This window comes from Fontibacillus forbon (genome assembly GCF_046559655.1).
Taxonomy (GTDB): domain Bacteria; phylum Bacillota; class Bacilli; order Paenibacillales; family Paenibacillaceae; genus Fontibacillus.
In genome coordinates this window covers 100,707-121,445 of the sequence record NZ_JBKGFV010000004.1, presented here as the reverse complement: position 1 = coordinate 121,445, position 20,739 = coordinate 100,707, and the positions used below count along the sequence as shown (strand labels likewise).

At 52.0% G+C, this 20,739-nt stretch carries 26 protein-coding genes; 16 read left to right on the top strand and 10 right to left on the bottom strand.

Annotation, left to right across the window (positions count from 1 at the left end):
- Positions 1-157: 157 nt before the first annotated feature.
- The 6 genes from ACLB09_RS16215 to ACLB09_RS16190 all read left to right on the top strand — a co-directional run bounded on the left by ACLB09_RS16215 (position 158) and on the right by ACLB09_RS16190 (position 4,175).
- Positions 158-787 carry a TetR/AcrR family transcriptional regulator gene (locus ACLB09_RS16215; protein WP_410770898.1) on the top strand — a complete coding sequence of 210 codons (630 nt, stop codon included), beginning with the start codon at positions 158-160 and terminating at the stop codon, positions 785-787.
- Positions 784-1,638: an ABC transporter ATP-binding protein gene (locus tag ACLB09_RS16210; protein ID WP_410770897.1), complete on the top strand. Its 855-nt coding sequence runs from the start codon at positions 784-786 to the stop codon at positions 1,636-1,638. Before ACLB09_RS16215 ends, ACLB09_RS16210 begins: the two co-directional genes overlap by 4 nt.
- The gene (locus ACLB09_RS16205; RefSeq protein ID WP_410770896.1) at positions 1,635-2,342 is read left to right on the top strand and encodes a fluoroquinolone export ABC transporter permease subunit; all 708 of its coding nucleotides are present in this window, start codon (positions 1,635-1,637) and stop codon (positions 2,340-2,342) included. Before ACLB09_RS16210 ends, ACLB09_RS16205 begins: the two co-directional genes overlap by 4 nt.
- On the top strand, positions 2,343-3,068 hold the full coding sequence (locus ACLB09_RS16200) for a hypothetical protein (RefSeq protein ID WP_410770895.1): 726 nt from the start codon (positions 2,343-2,345) through the stop codon (positions 3,066-3,068).
- 249 nt (positions 3,069-3,317) lie between these two features.
- Positions 3,318-3,599, top strand: a complete 282-nt coding sequence (locus ACLB09_RS16195; RefSeq protein ID WP_410770894.1) for a hypothetical protein — start codon at positions 3,318-3,320, stop codon at positions 3,597-3,599.
- 93 nt (positions 3,600-3,692) lie between these two features.
- A complete protein-coding gene (locus ACLB09_RS16190) occupies positions 3,693-4,175 on the top strand; it encodes a low molecular weight protein-tyrosine-phosphatase (protein WP_410770893.1) in 483 nt (160 codons plus the stop codon).
- Between the two features lie 70 nt (positions 4,176-4,245).
- On the opposite strand, the gene ACLB09_RS16185 is transcribed toward ACLB09_RS16190, so the two are convergent.
- The 7 genes from ACLB09_RS16185 to urtA form a co-directional block, all read right to left on the bottom strand.
- Positions 4,246-4,551: a PDGLE domain-containing protein gene (locus ACLB09_RS16185; RefSeq protein WP_410770892.1), complete on the bottom strand. Its 306-nt coding sequence runs from the start codon at positions 4,549-4,551 to the stop codon at positions 4,246-4,248.
- A complete protein-coding gene (locus ACLB09_RS16180; RefSeq protein ID WP_410770891.1) occupies positions 4,541-5,179 on the bottom strand; it encodes an energy-coupling factor ABC transporter permease in 639 nt (212 codons plus the stop codon). Before ACLB09_RS16180 ends, ACLB09_RS16185 begins: the two co-directional genes overlap by 11 nt.
- Before the next feature lie 16 nt (positions 5,180-5,195).
- Positions 5,196-5,891: an urea ABC transporter ATP-binding subunit UrtE gene (urtE, locus tag ACLB09_RS16175; RefSeq protein WP_410770890.1), complete on the bottom strand. Its 696-nt coding sequence runs from the start codon at positions 5,889-5,891 to the stop codon at positions 5,196-5,198.
- Positions 5,869-6,708, bottom strand: a complete 840-nt coding sequence (gene urtD, locus ACLB09_RS16170) for an urea ABC transporter ATP-binding protein UrtD (protein ID WP_410770889.1) — start codon at positions 6,706-6,708, stop codon at positions 5,869-5,871. The genes urtE and urtD overlap by 23 nt, the downstream gene beginning before the upstream one ends.
- Positions 6,683-7,771 (bottom strand): urea ABC transporter permease subunit UrtC, encoded by a 1,089-nt coding sequence (urtC, locus tag ACLB09_RS16165; protein ID WP_410770888.1) that lies wholly within the window; start codon positions 7,769-7,771, stop codon positions 6,683-6,685. The genes urtD and urtC overlap by 26 nt, the downstream gene beginning before the upstream one ends.
- A gap of 14 nt (positions 7,772-7,785) precedes the next feature.
- Positions 7,786-8,691: an urea ABC transporter permease subunit UrtB gene (gene urtB, locus ACLB09_RS16160; protein WP_410770887.1), complete on the bottom strand. Its 906-nt coding sequence runs from the start codon at positions 8,689-8,691 to the stop codon at positions 7,786-7,788.
- A gap of 87 nt (positions 8,692-8,778) precedes the next feature.
- Positions 8,779-10,041: an urea ABC transporter substrate-binding protein gene (urtA, locus tag ACLB09_RS16155; protein ID WP_410770886.1), complete on the bottom strand. Its 1,263-nt coding sequence runs from the start codon at positions 10,039-10,041 to the stop codon at positions 8,779-8,781.
- Positions 10,042-10,321: 280 nt separating this feature from the next.
- On the opposite strand from urtA, the gene ACLB09_RS16150 reads away from it, so the two are divergent.
- The 10 genes from ACLB09_RS16150 (at position 10,322) to ACLB09_RS16105 (ending at position 17,641) form a co-directional block, all read left to right on the top strand.
- Positions 10,322-10,630 (top strand): urease subunit gamma, encoded by a 309-nt coding sequence (locus ACLB09_RS16150; protein WP_410771397.1) that lies wholly within the window; start codon positions 10,322-10,324, stop codon positions 10,628-10,630.
- A 30-nt stretch (positions 10,631-10,660) separates the two neighbouring features.
- Positions 10,661-11,038 (top strand): urease subunit beta, encoded by a 378-nt coding sequence (ureB, locus tag ACLB09_RS16145; RefSeq protein WP_410770885.1) that lies wholly within the window; start codon positions 10,661-10,663, stop codon positions 11,036-11,038.
- 3 nt (positions 11,039-11,041) lie between these two features.
- Positions 11,042-12,760, top strand: coding sequence for an urease subunit alpha (ureC, locus tag ACLB09_RS16140; RefSeq protein WP_410770884.1), 1,719 nt, complete (start codon positions 11,042-11,044; stop codon positions 12,758-12,760).
- A 40-nt stretch (positions 12,761-12,800) separates the two neighbouring features.
- Complete coding sequence (locus ACLB09_RS16135) at positions 12,801-13,490, top strand: urease accessory protein UreF (RefSeq protein ID WP_410770883.1); 690 nt, start codon at positions 12,801-12,803, stop codon at positions 13,488-13,490.
- A 31-nt stretch (positions 13,491-13,521) separates the two neighbouring features.
- Entirely contained in the window at positions 13,522-14,214 is a 693-nt protein-coding gene (ureG, locus tag ACLB09_RS16130) for an urease accessory protein UreG (protein WP_410770882.1), read from the top strand.
- Between the two features lie 157 nt (positions 14,215-14,371).
- Positions 14,372-15,070, top strand: a complete 699-nt coding sequence (locus ACLB09_RS16125) for an urease accessory protein UreD (protein ID WP_410770881.1) — start codon at positions 14,372-14,374, stop codon at positions 15,068-15,070.
- A 136-nt stretch (positions 15,071-15,206) separates the two neighbouring features.
- Positions 15,207-15,482 carry a metal-sensitive transcriptional regulator gene (locus ACLB09_RS16120; protein WP_410770880.1) on the top strand — a complete coding sequence of 92 codons (276 nt, stop codon included), beginning with the start codon at positions 15,207-15,209 and terminating at the stop codon, positions 15,480-15,482.
- 79 nt (positions 15,483-15,561) lie between these two features.
- Positions 15,562-15,873, top strand: coding sequence for a rhodanese-like domain-containing protein (locus ACLB09_RS16115; protein ID WP_410770879.1), 312 nt, complete (start codon positions 15,562-15,564; stop codon positions 15,871-15,873).
- Positions 15,874-15,876: 3 nt separating this feature from the next.
- The gene (locus ACLB09_RS16110) at positions 15,877-16,245 is read left to right on the top strand and encodes a rhodanese-like domain-containing protein (protein ID WP_410770878.1); all 369 of its coding nucleotides are present in this window, start codon (positions 15,877-15,879) and stop codon (positions 16,243-16,245) included.
- A gap of 244 nt (positions 16,246-16,489) precedes the next feature.
- Positions 16,490-17,641: a phosphodiester glycosidase family protein gene (locus ACLB09_RS16105; RefSeq protein ID WP_410771396.1), complete on the top strand. Its 1,152-nt coding sequence runs from the start codon at positions 16,490-16,492 to the stop codon at positions 17,639-17,641.
- A gap of 831 nt (positions 17,642-18,472) precedes the next feature.
- Here ACLB09_RS16105 and ACLB09_RS16100 read toward each other — a convergent pair.
- The 3 genes from ACLB09_RS16100 to ACLB09_RS16090 all read right to left on the bottom strand — a co-directional run bounded on the left by ACLB09_RS16100 (position 18,473) and on the right by ACLB09_RS16090 (position 20,736).
- Positions 18,473-19,180, bottom strand: coding sequence for an AIM24 family protein (locus ACLB09_RS16100; protein WP_410770877.1), 708 nt, complete (start codon positions 19,178-19,180; stop codon positions 18,473-18,475).
- Between the two features lie 71 nt (positions 19,181-19,251).
- On the bottom strand, positions 19,252-19,659 hold the full coding sequence (locus tag ACLB09_RS16095; protein ID WP_410770876.1) for a hypothetical protein: 408 nt from the start codon (positions 19,657-19,659) through the stop codon (positions 19,252-19,254).
- Positions 19,660-19,872: 213 nt separating this feature from the next.
- Positions 19,873-20,736 carry a DegV family protein gene (locus ACLB09_RS16090; RefSeq protein WP_410770875.1) on the bottom strand — a complete coding sequence of 288 codons (864 nt, stop codon included), beginning with the start codon at positions 20,734-20,736 and terminating at the stop codon, positions 19,873-19,875.
- Between the last annotated feature and the right edge of the window lie 3 nt (positions 20,737-20,739).

Below are 20,739 nucleotides of genomic sequence, written 5' to 3'. Positions count from 1 at the left end.
GCGTTTGGGAGGGGCTCATGCTTATGGCGTGGGCTTCTTTTTTTTGCAATTGAAAACCGGCTATACCTAGAAACTCTTTACATAGCTCATCAAATTTTGTATTCTGTGAATAAATGATGATTTTATTCATTTAATCACGTTAGGAGGCAATAATTTCATGCCGAGAAAATTCTCCGAGCAACAACGAGAGTGGGTATACCAAAAATTGTTGTCGGAAGGACGTCGCAGTTTTGAAATTTTCGGGTTGAAGAAAACCAGTGTAGAAGAATTAACGAAGGCCGCCGGAATTGCGCAGGGAACTTTTTATAAGTTTTTCAACTCGAAGGAGGAATTGTTGTTCGAAATTATTCAGGAGGATGAAAAGAGAATCCGCGATATGCTAATGGAATCCCTTTCGGCGGAAGCGGCGACAAAGGAAGGCATCAAACGATTTTTACTGCAGTCATTCCAACTGATGGAAGAGAGTCCGATATTGCGGAAAATGACTCTAAGCGGAGAAATGGAGCAGCTTACAAGGAAATTGCCTCAAGAGGCGTTAGAACGAAATTATAAAGAGGATAAAGATTCGCTGATGCCCCTCATTAAAATCTGGCAGTCGAAGGGGATTATGACAGGTGTGTCCGCTGAACTCATTGTCAGTTTGATCCGGGCAGTTGTACTGCTTACGCTGCACAAGGAAGAAATCGGGAGTGAACGGTTCTCATCGACGATGGAGCTTTTGGCCGAAGTGTTAGCTTCAGGTATCGTAACCGCAAACATACAGCGGGGAGGAATGGGTGAAGCATGATAGAAGTTAAGCAGCTTCAGTTCTCCTATCCGGATCGAAAAGAACGTACGCTGCAGGGGCTTGATTTTGCGATCCCGAAAGGCGAAATATTTGGTTTCCTGGGTCCGTCTGGTGCAGGGAAAAGCACCACTCAAAAGATACTGATCGGTGTTTTAAAATCATACTTCGGCAGCGTAAAAGTCATGGGAAAGGAAATTAGAGACGCTGGCCCGGACTACTATGAGCGGATCGGAGTAGCTTTTGAATTCCCGAATTTTTACACAAAGTTTACTGCTCTTGAAAATTTAAACCTGTTCCGATCGCTCTATAAGGGGAACACGGAGGAGCCCAAACAGTTACTGGAAATCGTTGATCTTGCCCATGCTGCAAACGTAAAGATTTCTCAGCTGTCGAAGGGAATGAAGATGCGGCTGAATTTTTGCAGGGCGATCTTGAACGATCCGGATATTTTATTTCTGGACGAACCTACGTCGGGTTTGGACCCTGTGAATGCGCAAAGAATGAAGGACCTGATCCTAGAGAGAAAAGCTGCTGGCAAAACGGTCCTCATAACGACTCACAACATGAAGGCCGCCGAGGAAATCTGCGATCGCGTAGCGTTCATTGTTGATGGTCAAATCAAACTGATCGACTCTCCGCGCGAGTTGAAACTCCGTGAGGGCAAAAGAAGCATTCGGGTGGAATATCGGGAAAAGGGAGCAATCGGACACGCGGATTTTTCAATCGAGGGACTCGGAGAAAACGAGCACTTTCTGCGACTTATTAAGGAGTGCTCCATAGAAACGATGCATTCCATGGAATCGTCACTAGAGCAAATATTTCTTGATGTAACAGGGAGACGATTAACATGAGAGCGGCTGCTGCCTTTGTGTTTGATGTCCGATTTCAATGGCGACACGGTTTTTATTTTGTTTACATGATTGTTTGCGCAATTTATTGGGCGCTGCTTCATTTTATTCCGGAACCTTATTTGGAAAAGGCGACTGTTTTGTTGACATTTAGCGATCCAAGTGCACTGGGGCTAATTTTGGCAGGAGGTATAGTCTTACTTGAAAGAGACCAAGGCATACATGATCCGTTATTCATCACGCCTATACGTATTAGGGAATACTTGGTGGCCAAGGCTGCATCCTTAGCTTTGATTTCCCTGTTGGCAGCTTGGGTGATTCAACTGTCATCAATAGGGATTCCGGCATCGCCAATGATCTTTTCTATTGGCATTGTATTGACCTCGAGCTTCATGACACTCCTGTCGATCGGAGTTGCAGCACGTTATCGGACCATTAATAGCTTCATCCTCATGTCTCAAGTATATGTAATGCCGTTTATTCTTCCATTGCTAGATTACTTGGAGGTATGGGAATCGAAGCTATTCCTGCTTTTGCCGACGGAAGGCACATTAATGTTACTGCTATCGGTATCTTTCAGTCTTACATCCATGAATATTCTATATGCATTGTGTATCTTGTCTATCTGGAATTATGCCGTTTATAAGTGGGCCTATCGTTCGTATGAGCGCCACATTTTAAACCGGATTGGTAAGGGGGCCTTGTAAATGAGAAGGTTCCAGGCGCTACTTCTAAATGATATCCGACACACATTCATCGACCCGGTTCTCATGGCGGGTATTTTTGGACCATTAGCTCTTTTGCTTATAACTAGATTCGGATATCCAACTGCCGACATGTGGATCGAAGCACAGTATTCGTTTGATATTGAACTTTACTCGGATTTTACCGTCACATTACTGATTTCGGTGATTCCAATGCTAACCGGAATGCTAACGGGGTTGCTTATGCTCGACGAGCGAGATGAAGATGTAATATCTTACTACGCAGTTACTCCGTTGATGCGGAAAGGTTATTTGATATATAGGTTTTGTTTGCCATCCATGCTATGTTTGGTGTTTTCGATGCTTTATTTGCTATTTTCAGGAGTATCCAGGATTGGGGTGGAGAGTGTGTATGTACTCTTTCTGCTGGCTCTTGAAGCACCATGGTTTGGGTTATTTCTTGCGGCTTTTTCCGCGAACAAGGTAGAGGGGTTGGCTTTGTCCAAAATCGGAGGACTATTCATTGCCGGGCCTGTTATTGCTTCTTTTGTGCCTGGAGCCTGGAAACTACTAGGCGCCTGGATTCCCACCTATTGGCCGGCTAAAGTCCATTTGGCAGGTGTAGCAGGGAATTTAACCGATGCAGCGGGCTATTTTCTTGCAGGGCTCGCAGTTCATGGTATATTAATTTACCTGATGATACGGATTTTTATAAAAAGAATGGATTAGCTTAGTTTCTTGGCACTCATTGGTGTGTTGATTTACATTTCATGAGAAGATAAGGGGAGAATAATCGAATTAAGGCAGCCATAGGTAATGTAGGCGGGGAGGACTCGGAGCCTCTTTATTGTTGCAGCCATGTACGGTAAAAACGGGTAACCGATTCGCTTTGAGCAATAGTTGAAGTTCGGATTTCCACTTATGTTACTATTAGTTATATTAGCAAGCATTATATCCGATCAAGGAGGAATTTGATTGATGCTGACATATCAATTTAATCCGGATGTGGTTCAAATCAAAGAGATCGATAACGAAAAAGATGTGGAATTCGAAATCCGGGTGTTAAATGAAGATGCGCTTGTTCATGAGTTAAGACAAATTCGAAAATGGTTTGAAAACAATGATGTGCATACAGATGTTCTGTTCTATGGTTATCCTAACCATACTTTTAAAGTGATTGTCCGCCGTGATTATTATGTGGAGTTTATATTGGAATTAATGAAGCATCGGCTTCTTCAAAGCGTGGAATGGAAAAAGTAAGGATTTTTTTGGGGCTTCCGGCTAGGTCTCCTCTTGGGACAAACTTGTTGAATGCATCTGCCTATAGTAGTATCTGACATGAGGTGAGAAGAAATGGATGACAACAACAAAAAAATTGGCGTCTTGTTCGTCTGCCTGGGGAATATTTGCCGATCTCCGATGGCTGAGGCGGTGTTTCGGCATTTGGTGGTTCAGGAGAATCTGGAGCGGGCATTTCTGATCGATTCCGCCGGAACCGGAAATTGGCACATCGGGAAGCCGCCCCATCAGGGAACGAGAACGATTCTGGATCAGTACGGCATCTCTTACGAAGGGCTGCAGGCCCGTCAGGTGGCGGTAGATGACTTTACGCGGTTTGACTATATCGTGGCGATGGATGATCAGAATGAACGCGATTTGAAGGCGCTGGCGCGGCAAGCGGATGCGAAGATTATCAAGCTGCTCTACCTGGTTCCCGATTCCCTGCTCAAAGAGGTCCCGGACCCCTATTTTACGGGGAATTTCGAAGAGACTTACGAACTGGTAGGCAAGGGTTGCAAGGCGCTGCTTGAGCGGATTCGGAAGGAAGCGTTCTGAGAAGCGGGAATAGAATAGAAGAAGCGCTCTTTGTCCCGCGGCTAGAAGTTGGGGACAAAGGGCGCTTCTTTTACTTATAGGCTTCTTTCTTACGATTGCGGTTCTTCAGTTTCAGCACAATCCCGGCGCAGAGAAGGAGAACTGCGATACCGGCCATGGCGGCGCCGAGGGTGGATAATGCGCCATCTCCCATGAGTTTTATACTATAGTCCGTGAAAGGAGCATGATGCCATAACGATTGTTCCTGATCCACAAAGCTGAGGTTGATTGCAACGCGTTCCAATCCGTCCGGCAACCCTGAGGCGAGGGGAGTGAGCAGAAGCAAAACGACCAGAACGGCCAGCCAAGCGGAATGCTTCTTAATTTCATGCCGCATGACGGTTCACCTCCGGCATGGCGGGAGTGAGGGTACGCCGCTCCGCGATGCGTATGACAAGCACGGTGGCGACGCCTTCCGCCAGGCCGATCCACATGTGCCAGCCGAGCATGGCCGGGACGACCGACCCGAACGGGGCCGTTCCGGAGGCGGCCAGGTATAGGCCGGTAGCCAGCGCGGCCGCGGCGACCGAGCCGATCCCCGCCAGTATTAGTGCGGGGACTCCGGCTTTGCCCGGCAGCCAGCGGCGCGTGGCCGCGAGGATCCCCCAGCCGGCGAGCGGAGCGATAAGCGCCATCGACAAGATGTTGGCGCCAAGTGCGAGCAGCCCGCCGTCGTGAAAGAGCAGGGCCTGCACGATGAGGATGGCCGTCATGACGAGGATGGCGGCGGAAGGGCCGAGCACGGCCGCGGCCAGCACTCCGCCTATCAGATGGCCGGAGGTGCCGCCCGGGATCGGGAAGTTAAGCATTTGGGCGGCGAATATGGTGGCGCCCACCAGCCCCATTTTTACAATATCGGTTTTGGTGCCTCTAAGTTTCCAGGATGCGATGCCTACGCCTGTCAAAGCTAAGCCGAGCGTTGCGGCGCTTACGGCCGGCGTTAGAAATCCGTCGGGAATATGCATAACCGTTAGTCTCCTTTCATACCGTCAAATAGTGTTCGAATTGTTCCATATCGATCTGCTCCGGATCGCCTTCGGCCACGATGGTGCCCTTATCCATAACGTAAATGTAATCGGCGACGCTGCGGACAAAGTCGATGCTCTGCTCGACAAGGATCACCGAGGTGTCGCCCCGCGCTTTTATGCCATATATGACATCGCGGATTTCCTCGACAATGGAAGGCTGGATGCCCTCGGTCGGTTCGTCGAGCAGAAGCAGCTTTGGCCGGGAAGCCAAGGCTCTGGCGAAAGCGAGCTGCTGCTGTTGGCCGCCGCTCAAATCTCCGCCTTGGCGGTGATACATAGTCGGCAGTATGGGGAACAGGTCCAGCACATCCTGGGGAAAGGTTTTTGATTTTGTCGTGCAGGGCTCCAATCCTAGCAGCAGGTTTTCTTTTACCGACAGCATCGGGAATATTTCACGTCCCTGTGGAACGTAGCCGATGCCGTTTCTGGCACGGAAGACGGAATCCCACCCGGTCGCGTCGGCATTGCCCAGTGTCATCCTGCCGCGGCGGATTTTGAGTTGCCCCATCAACGTGCGCATGAGCGTCGTCTTGCCGACTCCGTTGCGTCCGATCAGGCACACGACCTGGGAGGAACTCACTCTTAAGCTTACATCCCGCAATACCGGGCTTTCTCCGTATCCCGATTCAATGGCTTGAAGTTGCAGCATGATCGTCCCTCCTTTTCCCGAGGTACACCTCGGCAACCGCGGGATCGCGCTGAATTTCCGCCATCGTACCTTCCTTCAGCAGTTTGCCTTCATGCATCACGGTGACTTTGGCGGCGAACGAGCGGACGAAATCCATATCATGCTCCACGACGACAACGGAGCATTCTTTGGCGATTTCTTTCAGCAGTTCCCCGGTTTTGACGGTTTCGTCATCCGTCATGCCCGCCACCGGCTCATCGAGCAGCAGCACGGATGGTTTCTGCAGCAGCAGCATGCCGATTTCCAGCCACTGCTTCTCGCCGTGAGACAGCGATCCGGCCCGGGTACCGCTGCGTCCCGAAAGCCCGATCCGCTCCAGCACCCGGTCCATTTCCACCGTCATTCCCGCGTTTCGCCGGGTTCGGAGAGATGGCAGTACCGAGCGGTTGCGGTTACCCGCGAGCTCAAGATTTTCCTGTACGCTTAGATTTGAAAAAACCGATGGCGCCTGAAATTTGCGTCCGATGCCCAGAGAGGCGATCTCGAATTCGCGTTTTCGACTCAAGTCGGTTTTCCCGTCCAGCATAACCCTGCCGGAGGCGGCCTTGGTTTTGCCGCAGATTACATCCAGCATCGTCGTCTTCCCGGCACCGTTCGGGCCGATCAAAAAGTGCAGCTCATGCTGGCGAAGGGCCAGGCTCATCCCGCGGACCGCCATAAAACCGCCGAAGGAGACGGTGATGTCTTCTGCCGCCAGTACGACCCGAGACCGTGTGGTCTCCTGGATTTGAAAGCGCACGGCGGTAGAATAATCAACCTTCTTTGCGAATGACTGCATGTTCCGCACCTCCTTTGCGCGATAAGATTTGCACTGCCTTGTTCCAAAGCCCGATCAATCCGTTCGGCATCCAAACGACGACGGCAACGAACAGCGCGCCGAGTACAAGCAACCATCCTTCCGGATAGGCTTCGCTAATTCCGGTTTTGGCTGCGTTCAGGAGCAGCGTTCCAATGATCGCACCGATCAGAGTGCCTCTTCCGCCTAGAGCGACCCACAGCACCATCTCAATCGAAGGTACGATGCCCATCATGGAAGGGGATATGATGCCTACCTGGAGAACGAAGAGCATGCCTGCCAAACCGGCAAGACCGCCGGATACGGCAAAAGCGAAGGTCTTATAGCGGGCGGGGTCATACCCCAGGAAGCGGACCCGGTTCTCACCGTCGCGCGAGGCCTCAAGCACTTGCCCGGCCCTGCTGCGAACGATGTAGCGGCAGAGAAGATACGCGAGGATCAGAGCGACCAATGTAATGAAGTAAAGAGCGATCCGGGTCGTCGGATCATGAAATGAGAACCCGAAGATGCCGTTATAGCCGGTGATCCCGTTTGTTCCGCCGGTCCATTCCTGTTTACCGATAAACAAAGTGACCACGATCATGACCAGCGCTTGCGTCAGGATGGTGAAATACACGCCGACGATCCGGTTACGGAAGGTGAAATACCCGAGAATTAGCGCAAGCCCTGCGGGGATCAGAATACCCAACAGGAATGCGACCGGAAAATAACGAAACGGCTCCCAAAAGAAAGGGAGGGAGGTGAGGCCGCTCCAGTTCATGAAATCGGGAATGGAACTGCCGCTGGTGCTAAGCTTCAAATACATGGCCATTGCATAGGCGCCGAGGCCGAAGAAGACCCCATGACCGAGGCTGAGAATCCCGCCGTAACCCCAGATCAGATCCAGGCCGACCGCCAGAATGGCAAGCGCCAAAAACTTGGTGAACAGTCCGAGCCTGAAGGGGGTCGTGAACAGGGGGGCCATGATCAGCGCGGCAAAAATGATGGCCCATATAATGCGAGCCGTACGAGTTTTGCCGCCCGGATTCATCCATTTCATCAACATGTCTATTCCTCCTTTTAATCCAGGCTTCGGCTACGCATCGCGACTAATCCGCGTGGTTTCCACTGCAAGAATGCGACGATGCAGGCGAACACCAGCACTTTGCCGATCGATGCGCTGGTGTATGTTTCGAACAGGGTATTAAACAAGCCGATTCCTAATGCTCCCGCTACCGTTCCGATCAGTTTGCCCACGCCGCCCAGAACGACGACCATAAAGGCGTCCACGATGTAATAAGTTCCGATCGATGGGCCGATAGGGCCGAGAAGCGTGAGTGCGCAGCCGGCGATCCCGGCTATGCCGGAGCCGATGGCAAAGGTAAGTGCGTCCACCCGCCGCGTGGAAATTCCGAGACAGCCTGCCATATCACGGTTTTGCATGACGGCGCGCATTCGTCTGCCCGAAGCGGTTTTGTAGATATACAGATACATGGCCGTCAGGACAACGGCGACGAGAACAAGAATGAACAAACGCTTGTAGGGAAGGACGATGTTCGATGTCACGGCAAGCCCGCCGTTAAGCCAAGAAGGGCTGGTGACCGCCACATTCGGAGCACCGAAAATAAAACGGGCCACCTGCTGTAATGCCATTCCCACCCCCCAGGTAGCGAGCAGGCTGTCAAGCGGGCGTCCGTACAAATGCCGGATGAGCAGCACCTCAAGCAGCCAGCCGATAACTGCGGCAATCAGGAAGGAAAAGGCCAGTGCCGCAAAAAAGTAAGCGTCATACCATGCTTTAGGCAGGTAAACGGCAAAAGCGTTTTGAGTCAAGTAAGCGGAATAAGCTCCGATCATGATCAATTCGCCATGGGCCATATTGATCACGTTCATCAATCCGAAGGTGACAGCGAGACCGAGCGCGATCAGCAGCAGGACGGAGCTGACACTGAGCCCGTTAAATGCTTGCGAAATTAACATTTCCATATATGTCTCCTTTCCTGGCGGGCTCCGCTGGCCCGCCAAGATTGCTCTGAAGCTGGTTGAATCTCCTCTGAATGCCGGGGTTTCTGACTATTGACCGTCGCTTAACCCGGTAGCCCATTCATAGGATTTAAGATAAGGATCGGGTTTGACCGGCTCGCCGGAATTCCAGAGTTCCTTGAATTGACCGTCGGCGCCTACTTCGCCGATTCGAACGGTTTTATAGATATGCTGGTTATCGCCATCGACCGTCACTTTGCCTTCAGGAGCGGCAAATTCGATTCCTTTGGCCGCTTCCTTCACCTTGGCCACATCGGTGGATCCGGCTTTTTCAACCGCCGCTTTCCAAAGGTATACCGCAGTATACCCGGCTTCAATAGGGTCGGCGGTGACGCGGTCGCTGCCGTATTTTGCTTTGTATTTCTCGACGAAGGTCTTGTTTTCCGGCGTATCGGTGGTTTGGTAATAATTCCATGCCGCCAGATGTCCTTGCAGCACGTCAGCTCCGATGCCGCGGATTTCCTCTTCGGCTACGCTGACGGATAGCGTTGTGAGATCTTTTGAGGTAATGCCGGCATCTTTTAATTGCTTGAAAAAGGCTACATTGCTGTCGCCGTTCAACGTGTTATACACGATATCCGGTTTGGCTTCTTTGATTTTGCTGATTACGGTGCTGTAGTCGGTATGTCCGAGAGGGGTGTATTCTTCGCCGGCCAATTCGCCGCCTTCGGCTTCAAGCTGAGCTTTGATGATCTTGTTGGCCGTTCTGGGGAAGACATAGTCGGAGCCTAAGAGGAACATCTTTTTGCCGCGGTTTTCCAGAAGCCAACTGACGGAGGGGACGATTTGCTGATTGGTGGTTGCCCCGGTATAGAAGATGTTTGGCGAGGATTCAAGTCCTTCGTATTGTACGGGATAAAATAAAAGACCGTTGTTTTGTTCGAAAACCGGGAGCATGGCTTTGCGGCTGGCTGAGGTCCAACCGCCGAATACGGCGGCTACCTTGTCTTGCTGAAGCAATTTGCCTGCCTTTTCCGCGAATGTCGGCCAGTCGGAAGCACCGTCTTCAAGAATAGGCTCGATCTGTTTGCCGAGCACCCCGCCAGCCGCGTTGATCTCTTCAATAGCCAGAAGCTCCGCGTCTTTGACCGATACTTCACTGATGGCCATCGTGCCGCTTAAGGAGTGAAGGATGCCCACTTTAATGGTATCGCCGGATGCTTCGGCAGAGGGCGTACTGCCACCGGAATTTGCCTTCGGAGCCGCTTCTTTTTCTGCCAGGCAGCCGGATAGTACGACAGTCGCCGCTAAGAGCACCGCCAAGCTTTTGCTTATGATTTTGTTAAACTTCATAGTCCCCACTCCCTTTTTTATTTCCGAACATTCTCGTTCGAGGTTAATGACCCCATTCGCCTTTAAGCTATGTTCGTTATTCCACATTATAGGTGGGGGAAGAAAATTATGTCAACAATTCTTACATGAAAATAATATAAAATTAAATTTCTTTCCACTACATTGACATAATTACGATTTTTATGTAAGTATATTTAACATCAAAATGAAATGTGAAAGATATCCAGTTTGTTTTTTTGAGAGTTGTGTGATATTTAGTGACGTATTTTGAAGAGGGGGGATTTATACGCATTGGACGGAACAAGAAAAAGAAAAACTGCTTATTACTGTAGCGGCCCAATTGGCATTGGCCCGAAAAAACAGGGGACTTAAGCTCAACGTTCCGGAAGCGATGGCCATTCTTACTGCCGAAGTCATGGAGCGCGCCAGAGACGGGATGAGCGTTGCCGAGCTGATGCACTACGGGGGGACTGTGCTGAAGCGGGAGGATTGTATGGAAGGGGTACCGGAGATGATTTCCGAGGTGCAGGTAGAAGCTACATTTTTGGATGGCACTAAACTGGTGACCGTTCACGAGCCGATTCGTTGACGAATAGCGGCATTTGGGAGGTGTTGGGCTATGATTCCTGGAGAATACAGGTTGCGTCAAGGAGACGTCATATGCAATGAAGGACGATCCAGCATCAGCCTCAAGGTAAGAAATTGTGGTGATCGGCCCGTACAGGTAGGTTCCCATGTTCATTTTTATGAAGTAAACCCTGCTCTGGAATTTCCCAGGATCCTTGCATATGGAAAACGGCTAAGCATACCGGCCGGTACGGCAACCAGATTCGAGCCGGGGGAAGAGAAGAGCGTGTCCTTAACCTCGTTCGGCGGGAACCGGATCATCCGGGGGTTGAATCATTTGACGGACGGACCGCTGTCCTCACCTCCTTCGGAAGAGAAGTTAAGCGTCTTTCTGGACGATTCGCGAAAATCTAGGAAAAGAGGTGAATGAGTGATGTTTCAAATGACGCGCTCCCAGTATGCTTCCATGTTTGGCCCGACCGTAGGCGATGCCGTTAGGCTGGCGGACACGGAACTGTGGGCGGAGGTCGAGCGGGACATGACCGTCTATGGCGATGAGTGCAAATTCGGAGGCGGCAAGGTGATCCGCGACGGTATGGGGCAGTCGGTAGAAGCAACCCGGCAGTCTGGCACGCCTGACACCGTCATTACGAATGCGCTGATTATAGATCATTGGGGTATCGTAAAGGCCGATATCGGAATTCGGGACGGGTTCATTTGCGGCATCGGCAAGGCCGGAAATCCGGATACGATGGATGGAGTCGATCCGGCGCTCGTCATTGGAGCTGCGACGGAAATCATCGCAGGCGAGGGACTGATCGTAACGGCGGGCGGAATTGACGCCCATATCCATTTTATTTGCCCGCAGCAGATCACGGTCGCTCTGGCCTCCGGCATTACGACGATGATCGGGGGCGGAACGGGGCCGGCCACCGGAACGAATGCGACGACCTGCACGCCCGGATCATGGCATATCGCCCGCATGCTGGAAGCGGCGGAAGCTTTTCCGATGAATATCGGATTTCTTGGCAAAGGAAACAGCTCCAGCCGCGAGCCGCTGGCTGAACAGGTGATGGCCGGAGCCATCGGACTGAAGTTGCATGAGGATTGGGGATCTACACCTGCAGCAATCGACGCCTGTCTGTCCGTTGCGGACGAATTCGATGTGCAGGTAGCGATTCACACAGATACATTGAATGAAACCGGCTTTTTGGAGACAACGCTGGAAGCCATAGGGGGGCGCACGATTCACACCTATCATACGGAGGGAGCCGGCGGCGGCCATGCTCCGGATATCATCCGGGCCGCAGCCGAGCCTTACGTGATTCCATCCTCTACCAATCCTACGCGTCCGTTTACCGTGAACACGGTTGAGGAGCATTTGGATATGCTCATGGTCTGCCATCATCTTAACCCGGATATTCCCGAAGACGTTGCTTTCGCGGATTCGCGCATTCGTCCCGAAACGATCGCGGCGGAAGATATTTTGCACGATCTGGGCGTATTCAGTATCATCAGCTCGGATTCCCAAGCTATGGGCCGAGTGGGCGAAGTGATCATCCGGACCTGGCAGACGGCCGACAAAATGAAGCGTCAGCGGGGGCATCTCTCACTTGGCGAAAGTTCGCCCGGCGATAACGACCGGATCAGGCGCTATATCGCCAAATACACGATCAATCCCGCGATTGCGCAAGGAATCAGCCATATCGTCGGGTCGATTGAAGTCGGCAAATGGGCTGATCTGGTCCTTTGGCAGCCCAGCTATTTTGGCGTTAAACCCGAGCTGGTTCTTAAAGGGGGGATGATCGCTTACGCGCAGATGGGTGATCCTGGCGCTTCGATACCGACTCCTCAGCCGGTGTATGGCCGGCCTATGTTTGGAGCCTATGGGAAAGCCATTGCGGCGGGTTCGATCACCTTCGTTTCCAAGGCTGCTTATGATGCGGGAATCCAGGAGACACTCGGGCTGAACAAGACGGTTAAACCGGTTCAAAACTGTCGTTCCATCGGTAAAAAAGATATGGTTCTGAACGACGCCACTCCGAACATTGAGGTAAATCCCGAAACCTATGAAGTTAAAGCGGACGGTGTTCCCTTGACTTGTGAGCCTGCGCAGGTGCTGCCCATGGCTCAGCGATATTTTATGTTTTAGGCTTATTGGATGCTTAACGAAAGGAAGGCAGGTGTCGTTCATGGAGAGTCTCCGAATGCTCCGGTTCAGCCAATTGTTGGATTCGGCGCTGCCTGTCGGCGGGTTTTCGCACTCTTTCGGACTGGAAACCTACTGTGTTGAGGGAAAGATTGTAACGGGGGGCGATTTGGAACAGTACCTGCTCAGTCAACTTCAATCGGGATCGGTGTCGTTGGAGGGGCTTGCCATGAAAGGCATCTACGAGGCCGCCGAAAGACGGGATTCCGGCGAAATGGCCCGGATCGACCATATTTTACACGCGCAGCGGGGTTCCAGAGAATCCAGGGAAGGGGTTCAAAAAATGGGAAAGCGCCTTTTGAAGCTGAGCCGATCTCTGTATCCCGAACTATCCTGCCGGCTGATGGATGAAGCGGTGTCGCTGCACAGGACTCCCTGTACTTTTCCGGCGGTATTGGCTTGGCTCGGCAAGGAACTGAATGTCCCTGTCCAGGATACGGTCTGCGGATATCTCTATATTTCTGTGATGGGTGCCGCCAACGCCGGGCTTCGATTGATGTCCATCGGGCAGACAGAGGTTCAGAGCATCATCTCCCGCGTTCTGCCGGAAATTTGCCGGGAGTGGGAACGCGTCAGGGAACGGACTTTGGATGATATATCTTCGATCGGGGTGGTTCAGGAGATCTATGCCATGCGGCACGAAACGCTGCATTCCCGGTTGTTCATGTCTTGATAATCCGGATTAATTAAGAGGGGGAATTTATATGTGTCAAGGAAACGGGCATCATCATCATGCGGAATGGGAGCGGAAGCAAATCGACACCAGCAGGCCGCTGCGGGTCGGAATCGGCGGACCGGTAGGCTCCGGAAAAACGGCACTTGTCGAGAAGCTGTCGAAAGCAATGCGCACCAGGTACAGTTTGGCCGTAATTACAAATGATATTTATACCAAAGAGGACGCCGAAATTTTGCTCCGTCAAAACGCGCTGGATCCGAGCCGGATTATCGGCGTGGAAACGGGCGGATGTCCACATACCGCGATCCGCGAGGATGCTTCGATGAATTTCGAAGCGATTGAAGAACTGGAATCCCGGTTCGCAGACTTGCAGATGATTCTCATCGAAAGCGGCGGGGATAATCTGGCTGCCGCATTCAGCCCGGAACTGGTCGATTTGTTTATTTACGTGATCGATGTGGCCCAAGGAGAGAAGCTTCCTCGCAAAGGCGGTCCGGGAATTACCCGTTCGGACCTGCTGCTGATCAATAAAACGGATTTGGCTCCGTTTGTCGGCGCCAGTTTGGAGGTCATGCGGCGGGATACGGAAAAAGTACGCGAAGGACGACCTTATGTCATGTCCAATCTGATGAGCGGTGAAGGAGTCTCCGAAATCGTGCACTGGATTGAACATCAGCTCCTTGGAGAAAATACCGAACCGCATGCTCATGTCCACCATTGAGGCACATAGCTCGCCTTCTCCGAAAAAAGAGCGGTTCAGCGAGCTTCGTGCCGGATTTTCCGTGGATCGGAATGGGAAAACTTGCTTCTCCGAACGTTATTACACGGCTCCGCTCAGAATCAGTCGCGCGTTTCGCCCCGAGGGAGGGACAGGAGAGTTGTGCGTATACACAACGGATGTTTCTCCCGGCGTGATGGACGGAGATCGCTACCGATCCGAGTGGAATCTGGATAAAAAGGCGCATGTCATCTTGGGCAGTACTTCGGCGCTGCGGCTGCATCCGACGCCCTACCTTCCATCTGCTGTTGAGCAGTCTTTCCAATTGGCGGGAGGGGCCGTACTGGAATATTTCCCGGAATGCATCATCCCCTTTCGCGGCTCCAGTTGCATGACGAACACCATTTTTCATTTGGGTCCGGATGCCGTGCTGGCGTACGGCGAGATTTGGTCGGCCGGGCGCATTCATCACGGAGAGGTGTATGCTTTCAGTTCTTATAAGTCTGCGACGGAAATATGGAGAGGTCCTGATTTGGTGGCTTGGGATTCTTTTGTTCTGGCGCCGGGATCTGGATTCAGCCCGCATGGCGGACCGGCGGCCATGATGGATTATACGCATACAGCGGCTTTGTGGATTGTGGCTGAAGGCTTGGGCAAACCGGAGCTGGATGCGATCGATAACATTCTCGAGGCAGCCCCGCCTGTGCTGGCAGGTGCCAGTACTTTGGCGGGACAATCCGGCATAATCGTACGTATGCTGGGATACTCTGCGGAGGAACTCCAGCAGTGCTCCTTAGCTGTCTGGAATGTGCTCCGCCCGATAGTTATCGGCAAACCGCCGCTTCGGCTTCGCAAGTAATATGACCTGCCCCGGGCTTGTATGGGGCGGGTCTTTTGTGTCTATAAGGATATGTGTAGTCGAGATTGACAATGGTCTTCTTCTTTATTATCATTTATACCCATAGGGGTATTCTATATAGCATGGAGGGACTCCGATGGCAGATCATGAAGTTCATTATTCGGAAGACTTGAAGCGGCGGTTGAAGCGGATTGAGGGCCAGGTCCGCGGTGTTTTGCGCCTCATGGAGGAGGGCAAATCCTGCAAGGACGTCGTCAGCCAACTTTCCGCGGTCCGCAATGCATCCGACAAGGCGATCGCGCAAATCGTGGCGGATAATTTGCAGCACTGCCTGCTGAAAGAGCAAGCCGAAGGCCATACTACCGAAAAGCTGGTTCAGGAAGCGGTAGAGCTGCTTGTGAAAAGCAGATAGCATAGAACAGAGAATACAGAACGTACGTTTAAGATTCAACCAAATCCACCAAACTGATGTCAAGGAGTTGACCGAGATTATGAGTTTTCAACCCGACAGAGAAATTTCCGCCCATGATTTAGCCGAACGGCTCGAACGTGGGGATGCCTTGAATATTGTGGACGTAAGGGAGCCCGTTGAATGGGAAGAAGGCCATATCCCGGGGGCCAAGCATATTCCGTTAGGGCAATTGCCCGAGAGATACGAAGAGCTCGATCCCAAGCAGGAGTGGTTTATCGTATGCCGCAGCGGAGCACGGAGCGGACTGGCCTGCGAACTGCTCTCCGAACGTGGCTATAACGCCGTGAATATGGTCGGCGGTCTGCTCGCCTGGAGAGGTGAACTGGTTTAATACATGATGATATGGATATATACCGTTCTGCTGAGCGCTGGCGCGGCGGGCTTATGGCTGGTGCGCCGCTTTTGGCCCGTGAAAGGGTTGGCTTACGTGGAAGCGAGCAAGCTCCGGGAGACGCCTGAGTTGACGGGTCAGGCCAAGATGATCGATGTCCGTGATGCGTTCTTTTATGAACAGTGTCATGTTAATGGCGCGATCAACATTTCGATAGGACGGCTTCCGTACCTCTGGGACAAAGAGCTGTCTCCGGATGAACCGGTAGTCATCCTCTCGGACAGCCTGCTTCAAAGTAAAAAAGCAGCCAGACTTCTGAAAAGCCGGGGTTTCCGGGAGATTTATGCGGTGCGCGGAAGATTTTGCGCATAAGGCCGCTTTTCAAAATCAAGAAGACATCAGTCCCTTCAAACAAGGGATTGGTGTTTTTTATTACTTAAGGGTTTACAACAAATTGAACAATGCAGTTGCCACTGCTTATGGCACTGATCCGAACACTGGCAGCCGAATGCGATGTGAATAACAGTCTAGTGAAATGAAACTTTTATCTTCTGCCAGACGTTTACATGAATAGCATGTAAATCAGTAAGCAGTTAGGAGAGTAAGTATGCAAGTTATGCAGCCTGAGCCCACATCGCTGCCCAGCCGTTCTTCGGCAAGAAAGGGAAGCGGGGCTAACAAACGTAAACGTAAGAATAAGCGGCGTAAAGGAGGATTTCTCCGGTTTGTCGGCAGGATGATCACCTTAATGATGCTTTTAGGAGTATTGGCGGTGATTTGGTTGTTCCTTACGCCTTCAGGCAACAACATGCGTTTTCTCATGGCGGATACCTTGATTACGACGCAGCATCGCCATTGGGCGAAATATATAATCGGACAAGCGGAGCTGGATAAGAGAGTGGCGGCTTACCAGAAACAGTTTGACGATATGGGCACGGAAAAGGACACCCACACGATTACGCTGCCCGCTCAGGAAGATGAAGAGAAGGCACAGGAGGAGAAGCCGCTGATCGAAGTAGAGGAAGTGTCCGGAACCGGATATCACGGTTACGTGCTGACTGTAAACGATCCGACGAAAATCCGGCTGGGCGTTCCCGCCAAAAGAGGCAAAGGGGAGAAGGTATCCAGCATGGTTGCCCGAACCGGCGCTGTGGCCGGAGTGAACGGTGGCGGCTTTGCCGACCCGAACTGGAAAGGCAACGGCTTTAAGCCGATCGGGGTCGTCATCTCGCAGGGGAAGCTGTATTACAACGGAATCAGCAAAAACGCATCGACCCAGGTGGTCGGGCTTGATAAGCAAGGGAAGATGATCGCCGGCAAATATACGCTCGACGAGTTGGATAAGCTGGGCATACAGGAAGCGGTGACCTTTCAGCCGCGGATTATCGTTAACGGCAAGGGTCAAATCCGCAGCCAGAAAGAAGGCTGGGGAATAGCGCCCCGTACCGCGATGGGGCAAAGAGAGGACGGCGCGGTCCTGTTCGTCATCATTGACGGCCGCCAGCCGGGATACAGCATCGGAGCGAGCCTTTACGATGTCCAGCAAATCATGCTGGACCACGGCGCGGTCATCGCCGCCAACCTGGACGGGGGATCTTCCTCCGTACTGGTAAAGGAAGGCGGAGACATTGTCAACAAGCCGTCCTCCGAGTACGGCGAGCGCTATTTGCCGACGGCGTTCCTCGTGTTCGAGGATCCGGAGGAGGTAGACATCCCGAACATTTGGGAGGGCTTGCGCCCACAGGATATTGATGCGGGGAAAAAATAAACCGGCGCAAAAAAGCGCGTTGCTCTCAAAGCACCTGGTGCTTTGGCGGGCAGCGCGCTTTTTGTGATTTGGGAGAGTGAATCCGATAAATTAACTGTATTTCCTGCATCTAATTTTCACGATTGGCCTTCTACAAACTAATTAGCTGGAAAACCTACAGTTATTTGGATCCAATCTGCCCGGAAGCGCCGAAAACCGGAGAATTAGCTGGAGGTTTTACAGTTAATTCGCAAAAAGCTTACCTATCTCGCGAATTAACTGTAGATAATACAGTTATTTGTGCCGCCAGGGGGTGGGCACGCTGAAGCACAGGCACAACAGGCTCATCAGTCACCGTAGTCATACCAGTCACACCAGTCACACCAGTAGTCACACTAGTCACCGCAGTCACCGTATTCATACCAGTCACCGTAGTCATACCAGTCACACCAGTCACACCAGTAGTCACACTAGTCGCACCAGTCGCACCAGTCACACCAGTCGCACCAGTCACACCAGTCGCACCAGTCACACCAGTCACACCAGTCGCACCAGTCACACCAGTCACACCAGTCGCACCAGTCGCACCAGTCACACCAGTCACACCAGTCGCACCAGTCACACCAGTCACACCAGTCACACCAGTCACACTAGTCGCACCAGTCGCACCAGTCACACCAGTCGCACCAGTCGCACCAGTCACACCAGTCGCACCAGTCATACCAGTCACACTAGTCACACCAGTCACACCAGTAGTCACACCAGTCACCGCAGTCACACCAACCACCCGGCCACACCAGCCTCCCAACCACACTGGCTCATCAGCCAGTACGGCCTCCACGCAACTTTATCCTACTTGATAAACACGCCGCCGAACGGAATGGCTTCGCGCAGGAACCGTTTAACGATCCCGTCGTTGTTGTCCAGATCGCGTTCGAGCTCCCGGCTTCCGCCGCCGGATTGGATCAGCACCGAGCCGTGGCCGGTGATCTTCCACTGGTATTTCATGTGCTGGCTTGCCAGATGGTTGCCGTATACGGATAGCTCCAGCTTGGCGTTTTCGGGATAAGCGATAACGCAGCCCGCTTCGACATACAGCGGCTCATCCGGTTCGAGCGGGAGTTCGAGCACCTGACCCTGCGTCAGGATTCCGATTTCCCCGTCTCCGGAAAATTTCATCTTTATGGCATCCCGGGTAATCATCATATTTTTCATGCTGAGCAGCCGGGACTCCATCTTGACACCGTCCGTATAAAAAAAGAGATGCCTGAAGTCGTACAGCAGATCGCTCCCGGATGTCAGCTTGATGGGCTTAAGGGTGATGGACGGAGGCATCGCGGCCACGAATTGGCAGGCTCCCGTGAAATCGGCCCGGATCAGTTTCTTTTTCCGGTACATGCCTTTCATATTCATGAGCTTGTCGGTGCGGCTGCCGGAGGGTCCCTTGAAGGCAATGATTTGGGCCGGATGCAGGACATGGAGTTTTTCGCCTTCGTAAACTTCGAAGGTAACGGCTTGTCCCCCATAGCCCGAGGGTTCTATATCATAAACAATTTTCATCGTGCAGATCCCTCCTTATTCATTTCTCTAGGGAAGTCACTTGGTTCCGACCGGATAAACTTGCAATACAATTATCGACGGAGCACCAAGCGAATGACTCGAAGCAGGATAAAATATCCGGCAAGCAGAAGCACACCGGTCAGGATTAGGATCCGCGTCTTTCGGGCATTCGCCTCCCGGGCTTGCTGGGCTTCGGTTAGGGCAGCTACCGAGGCGCTTAGTTCGCGGTTCTGCTCCAGCAGTGCTTCGTTTTGCTGCCGATACGCTTCCATGGTCGATTCCGCTTCTGCAAGCTTGTCCTGCGTCATTTGATAGTTTGCTTTAAGCTCGTTTACCTCGCTGGGGAGTTCCGACAGTTCTTTTACCCCTTGATACAGATCGCTGAAGTAGCCGGCGTAGGCATGGGGTTGGCCCGGAAGAACCAAACCGCAAACCAGCAAAGCGCAGACCGTTTTTTTATAGATGGAGCCCCGAATCATCCGTACCACCTCCGCCAATGTGTAGTAGCCTCTAATTCATTATTACGAACCGGTTTCCAAAAAAGTTTCCGTATCCTTTATTTACACCTAAGCAACAGGGGGATAAGCAAAAAAAAGGCCGTCCCCCATGCAGAGATAAATTCCCGGCGGGAGACGCGCCTTTCTCGGTCAATTTTTTTGTGAAAGACCAGCTTTTTTGGTTTCGTAAGAAGGTTACATGATATACGCTTTATTGCGCAAATACATGATAGCTACGGTACGCGGTCCGCAATGGCACGAAATGGCGCAGCCGCCTTCAATTACGGCGACCTCCCGGGTATCCGTCTTTTCGAGCAGCGTGGTTCGGATATAATCAGCCGCTCTTTCGGCCAACGTTTGGGCAACGATAATCAATTCCCGGTCAACCTTATGAATATTTTCCGTGAAGTGCTGTAGCATGCGTTCTACTGCTTTTTCGGTTTTGCCTCTATATTTATCGGCGGAGATGACGAGCCCTTCCTTGATGCGCAGCACGGGACGGATTTTCAGCAGGCTACCGATCATATGCTGCACATTAGAGACGCGCCCTCCCTTATGAAGGTAATCCAGGCTGTCGACCAGCACTTCGATTTCGACCCGGTCTCGGAGATCCTCCAGCATCGTAACGATCTCGCCTGGACTTGCTCCCGCTTGGGCTGCCTGAGCCGCCTTTATGACAAGCAGGGCAACGCCTCCTGACACATTGAGTGAATCTACGACGATGACGCGTCCCTCAGGCAGCTCATCCGCGGCGATCAGGGCGTTCTGGTAAGTTGAGGAGAGCTTGGAAGACATGCTGATAAACAGGATCGTATCACCTCGCTCAATCCAGGGCGTGAAGGCCGCAATGAAGTCTGCGGGGGACGGTGCCGACGTGCGGGGCAATTCCCCGGTTTCGTCGACCCGCCGGTAAATATCGGTCGTGGTGATTTCAAGTTTATCCTTGTAGGCCTTTTCACCGAACACGACATAAAGCGGAACAATTCCGATATCGTACTGAATCATCCAGGATTCCGGGATATCAGAGATGCTGTCCGCGAAGATTTTCACTTGTGTCAACGC

What these genes read in the sequence shown, in the direction of transcription:
- ACLB09_RS16210 (WP_410770897.1), top strand. Translation starts at nt 784, where the DNA reads ATGATAGAAGTTAAGCAGCTTCAGTTCTCCTATCCGGATCGAAAAGAA.
- ACLB09_RS16120 (WP_410770880.1), top strand. Translation starts at nt 15,207, where the DNA reads ATGGCAGATCATGAAGTTCATTATTCGGAAGACTTGAAGCGGCGGTTG.
- ACLB09_RS16135 (WP_410770883.1), top strand. Translation starts at nt 12,801, where the DNA reads ATGGAGAGTCTCCGAATGCTCCGGTTCAGCCAATTGTTGGATTCGGCG.
- ureC (WP_410770884.1), top strand. Translation starts at nt 11,042, where the DNA reads ATGTTTCAAATGACGCGCTCCCAGTATGCTTCCATGTTTGGCCCGACC.
- urtC (WP_410770888.1), bottom strand. Translation starts at nt 7,771, where the DNA reads ATGTTGATGAAATGGATGAATCCGGGCGGCAAAACTCGTACGGCTCGC.
- urtE (WP_410770890.1), bottom strand. Translation starts at nt 5,891, where the DNA reads ATGCTGCAACTTCAAGCCATTGAATCGGGATACGGAGAAAGCCCGGTA.
- ACLB09_RS16110 (WP_410770878.1), top strand. Translation starts at nt 15,877, where the DNA reads ATGATGATATGGATATATACCGTTCTGCTGAGCGCTGGCGCGGCGGGC.
- ACLB09_RS16190 (WP_410770893.1), top strand. Translation starts at nt 3,693, where the DNA reads ATGGATGACAACAACAAAAAAATTGGCGTCTTGTTCGTCTGCCTGGGG.
- ACLB09_RS16180 (WP_410770891.1), bottom strand. Translation starts at nt 5,179, where the DNA reads ATGCATATTCCCGACGGATTTCTAACGCCGGCCGTAAGCGCCGCAACG.
- ACLB09_RS16215 (WP_410770898.1), top strand. Translation starts at nt 158, where the DNA reads ATGCCGAGAAAATTCTCCGAGCAACAACGAGAGTGGGTATACCAAAAA.
- ureG (WP_410770882.1), top strand. Translation starts at nt 13,522, where the DNA reads ATGTGTCAAGGAAACGGGCATCATCATCATGCGGAATGGGAGCGGAAG.
- ACLB09_RS16185 (WP_410770892.1), bottom strand. Translation starts at nt 4,551, where the DNA reads ATGCGGCATGAAATTAAGAAGCATTCCGCTTGGCTGGCCGTTCTGGTC.
- urtA (WP_410770886.1), bottom strand. Translation starts at nt 10,041, where the DNA reads ATGAAGTTTAACAAAATCATAAGCAAAAGCTTGGCGGTGCTCTTAGCG.
- urtB (WP_410770887.1), bottom strand. Translation starts at nt 8,691, where the DNA reads ATGGAAATGTTAATTTCGCAAGCATTTAACGGGCTCAGTGTCAGCTCC.
- ACLB09_RS16195 (WP_410770894.1), top strand. Translation starts at nt 3,318, where the DNA reads ATGCTGACATATCAATTTAATCCGGATGTGGTTCAAATCAAAGAGATC.
- ACLB09_RS16200 (WP_410770895.1), top strand. Translation starts at nt 2,343, where the DNA reads ATGAGAAGGTTCCAGGCGCTACTTCTAAATGATATCCGACACACATTC.
- urtD (WP_410770889.1), bottom strand. Translation starts at nt 6,708, where the DNA reads ATGCAGTCATTCGCAAAGAAGGTTGATTATTCTACCGCCGTGCGCTTT.
- ureB (WP_410770885.1), top strand. Translation starts at nt 10,661, where the DNA reads ATGATTCCTGGAGAATACAGGTTGCGTCAAGGAGACGTCATATGCAAT.
- ACLB09_RS16115 (WP_410770879.1), top strand. Translation starts at nt 15,562, where the DNA reads ATGAGTTTTCAACCCGACAGAGAAATTTCCGCCCATGATTTAGCCGAA.
- ACLB09_RS16205 (WP_410770896.1), top strand. Translation starts at nt 1,635, where the DNA reads ATGAGAGCGGCTGCTGCCTTTGTGTTTGATGTCCGATTTCAATGGCGA.
- ACLB09_RS16105 (WP_410771396.1), top strand. Translation starts at nt 16,490, where the DNA reads ATGCAGCCTGAGCCCACATCGCTGCCCAGCCGTTCTTCGGCAAGAAAG.
- ACLB09_RS16100 (WP_410770877.1), bottom strand. Translation starts at nt 19,180, where the DNA reads ATGAAAATTGTTTATGATATAGAACCCTCGGGCTATGGGGGACAAGCC.
- ACLB09_RS16095 (WP_410770876.1), bottom strand. Translation starts at nt 19,659, where the DNA reads ATGATTCGGGGCTCCATCTATAAAAAAACGGTCTGCGCTTTGCTGGTT.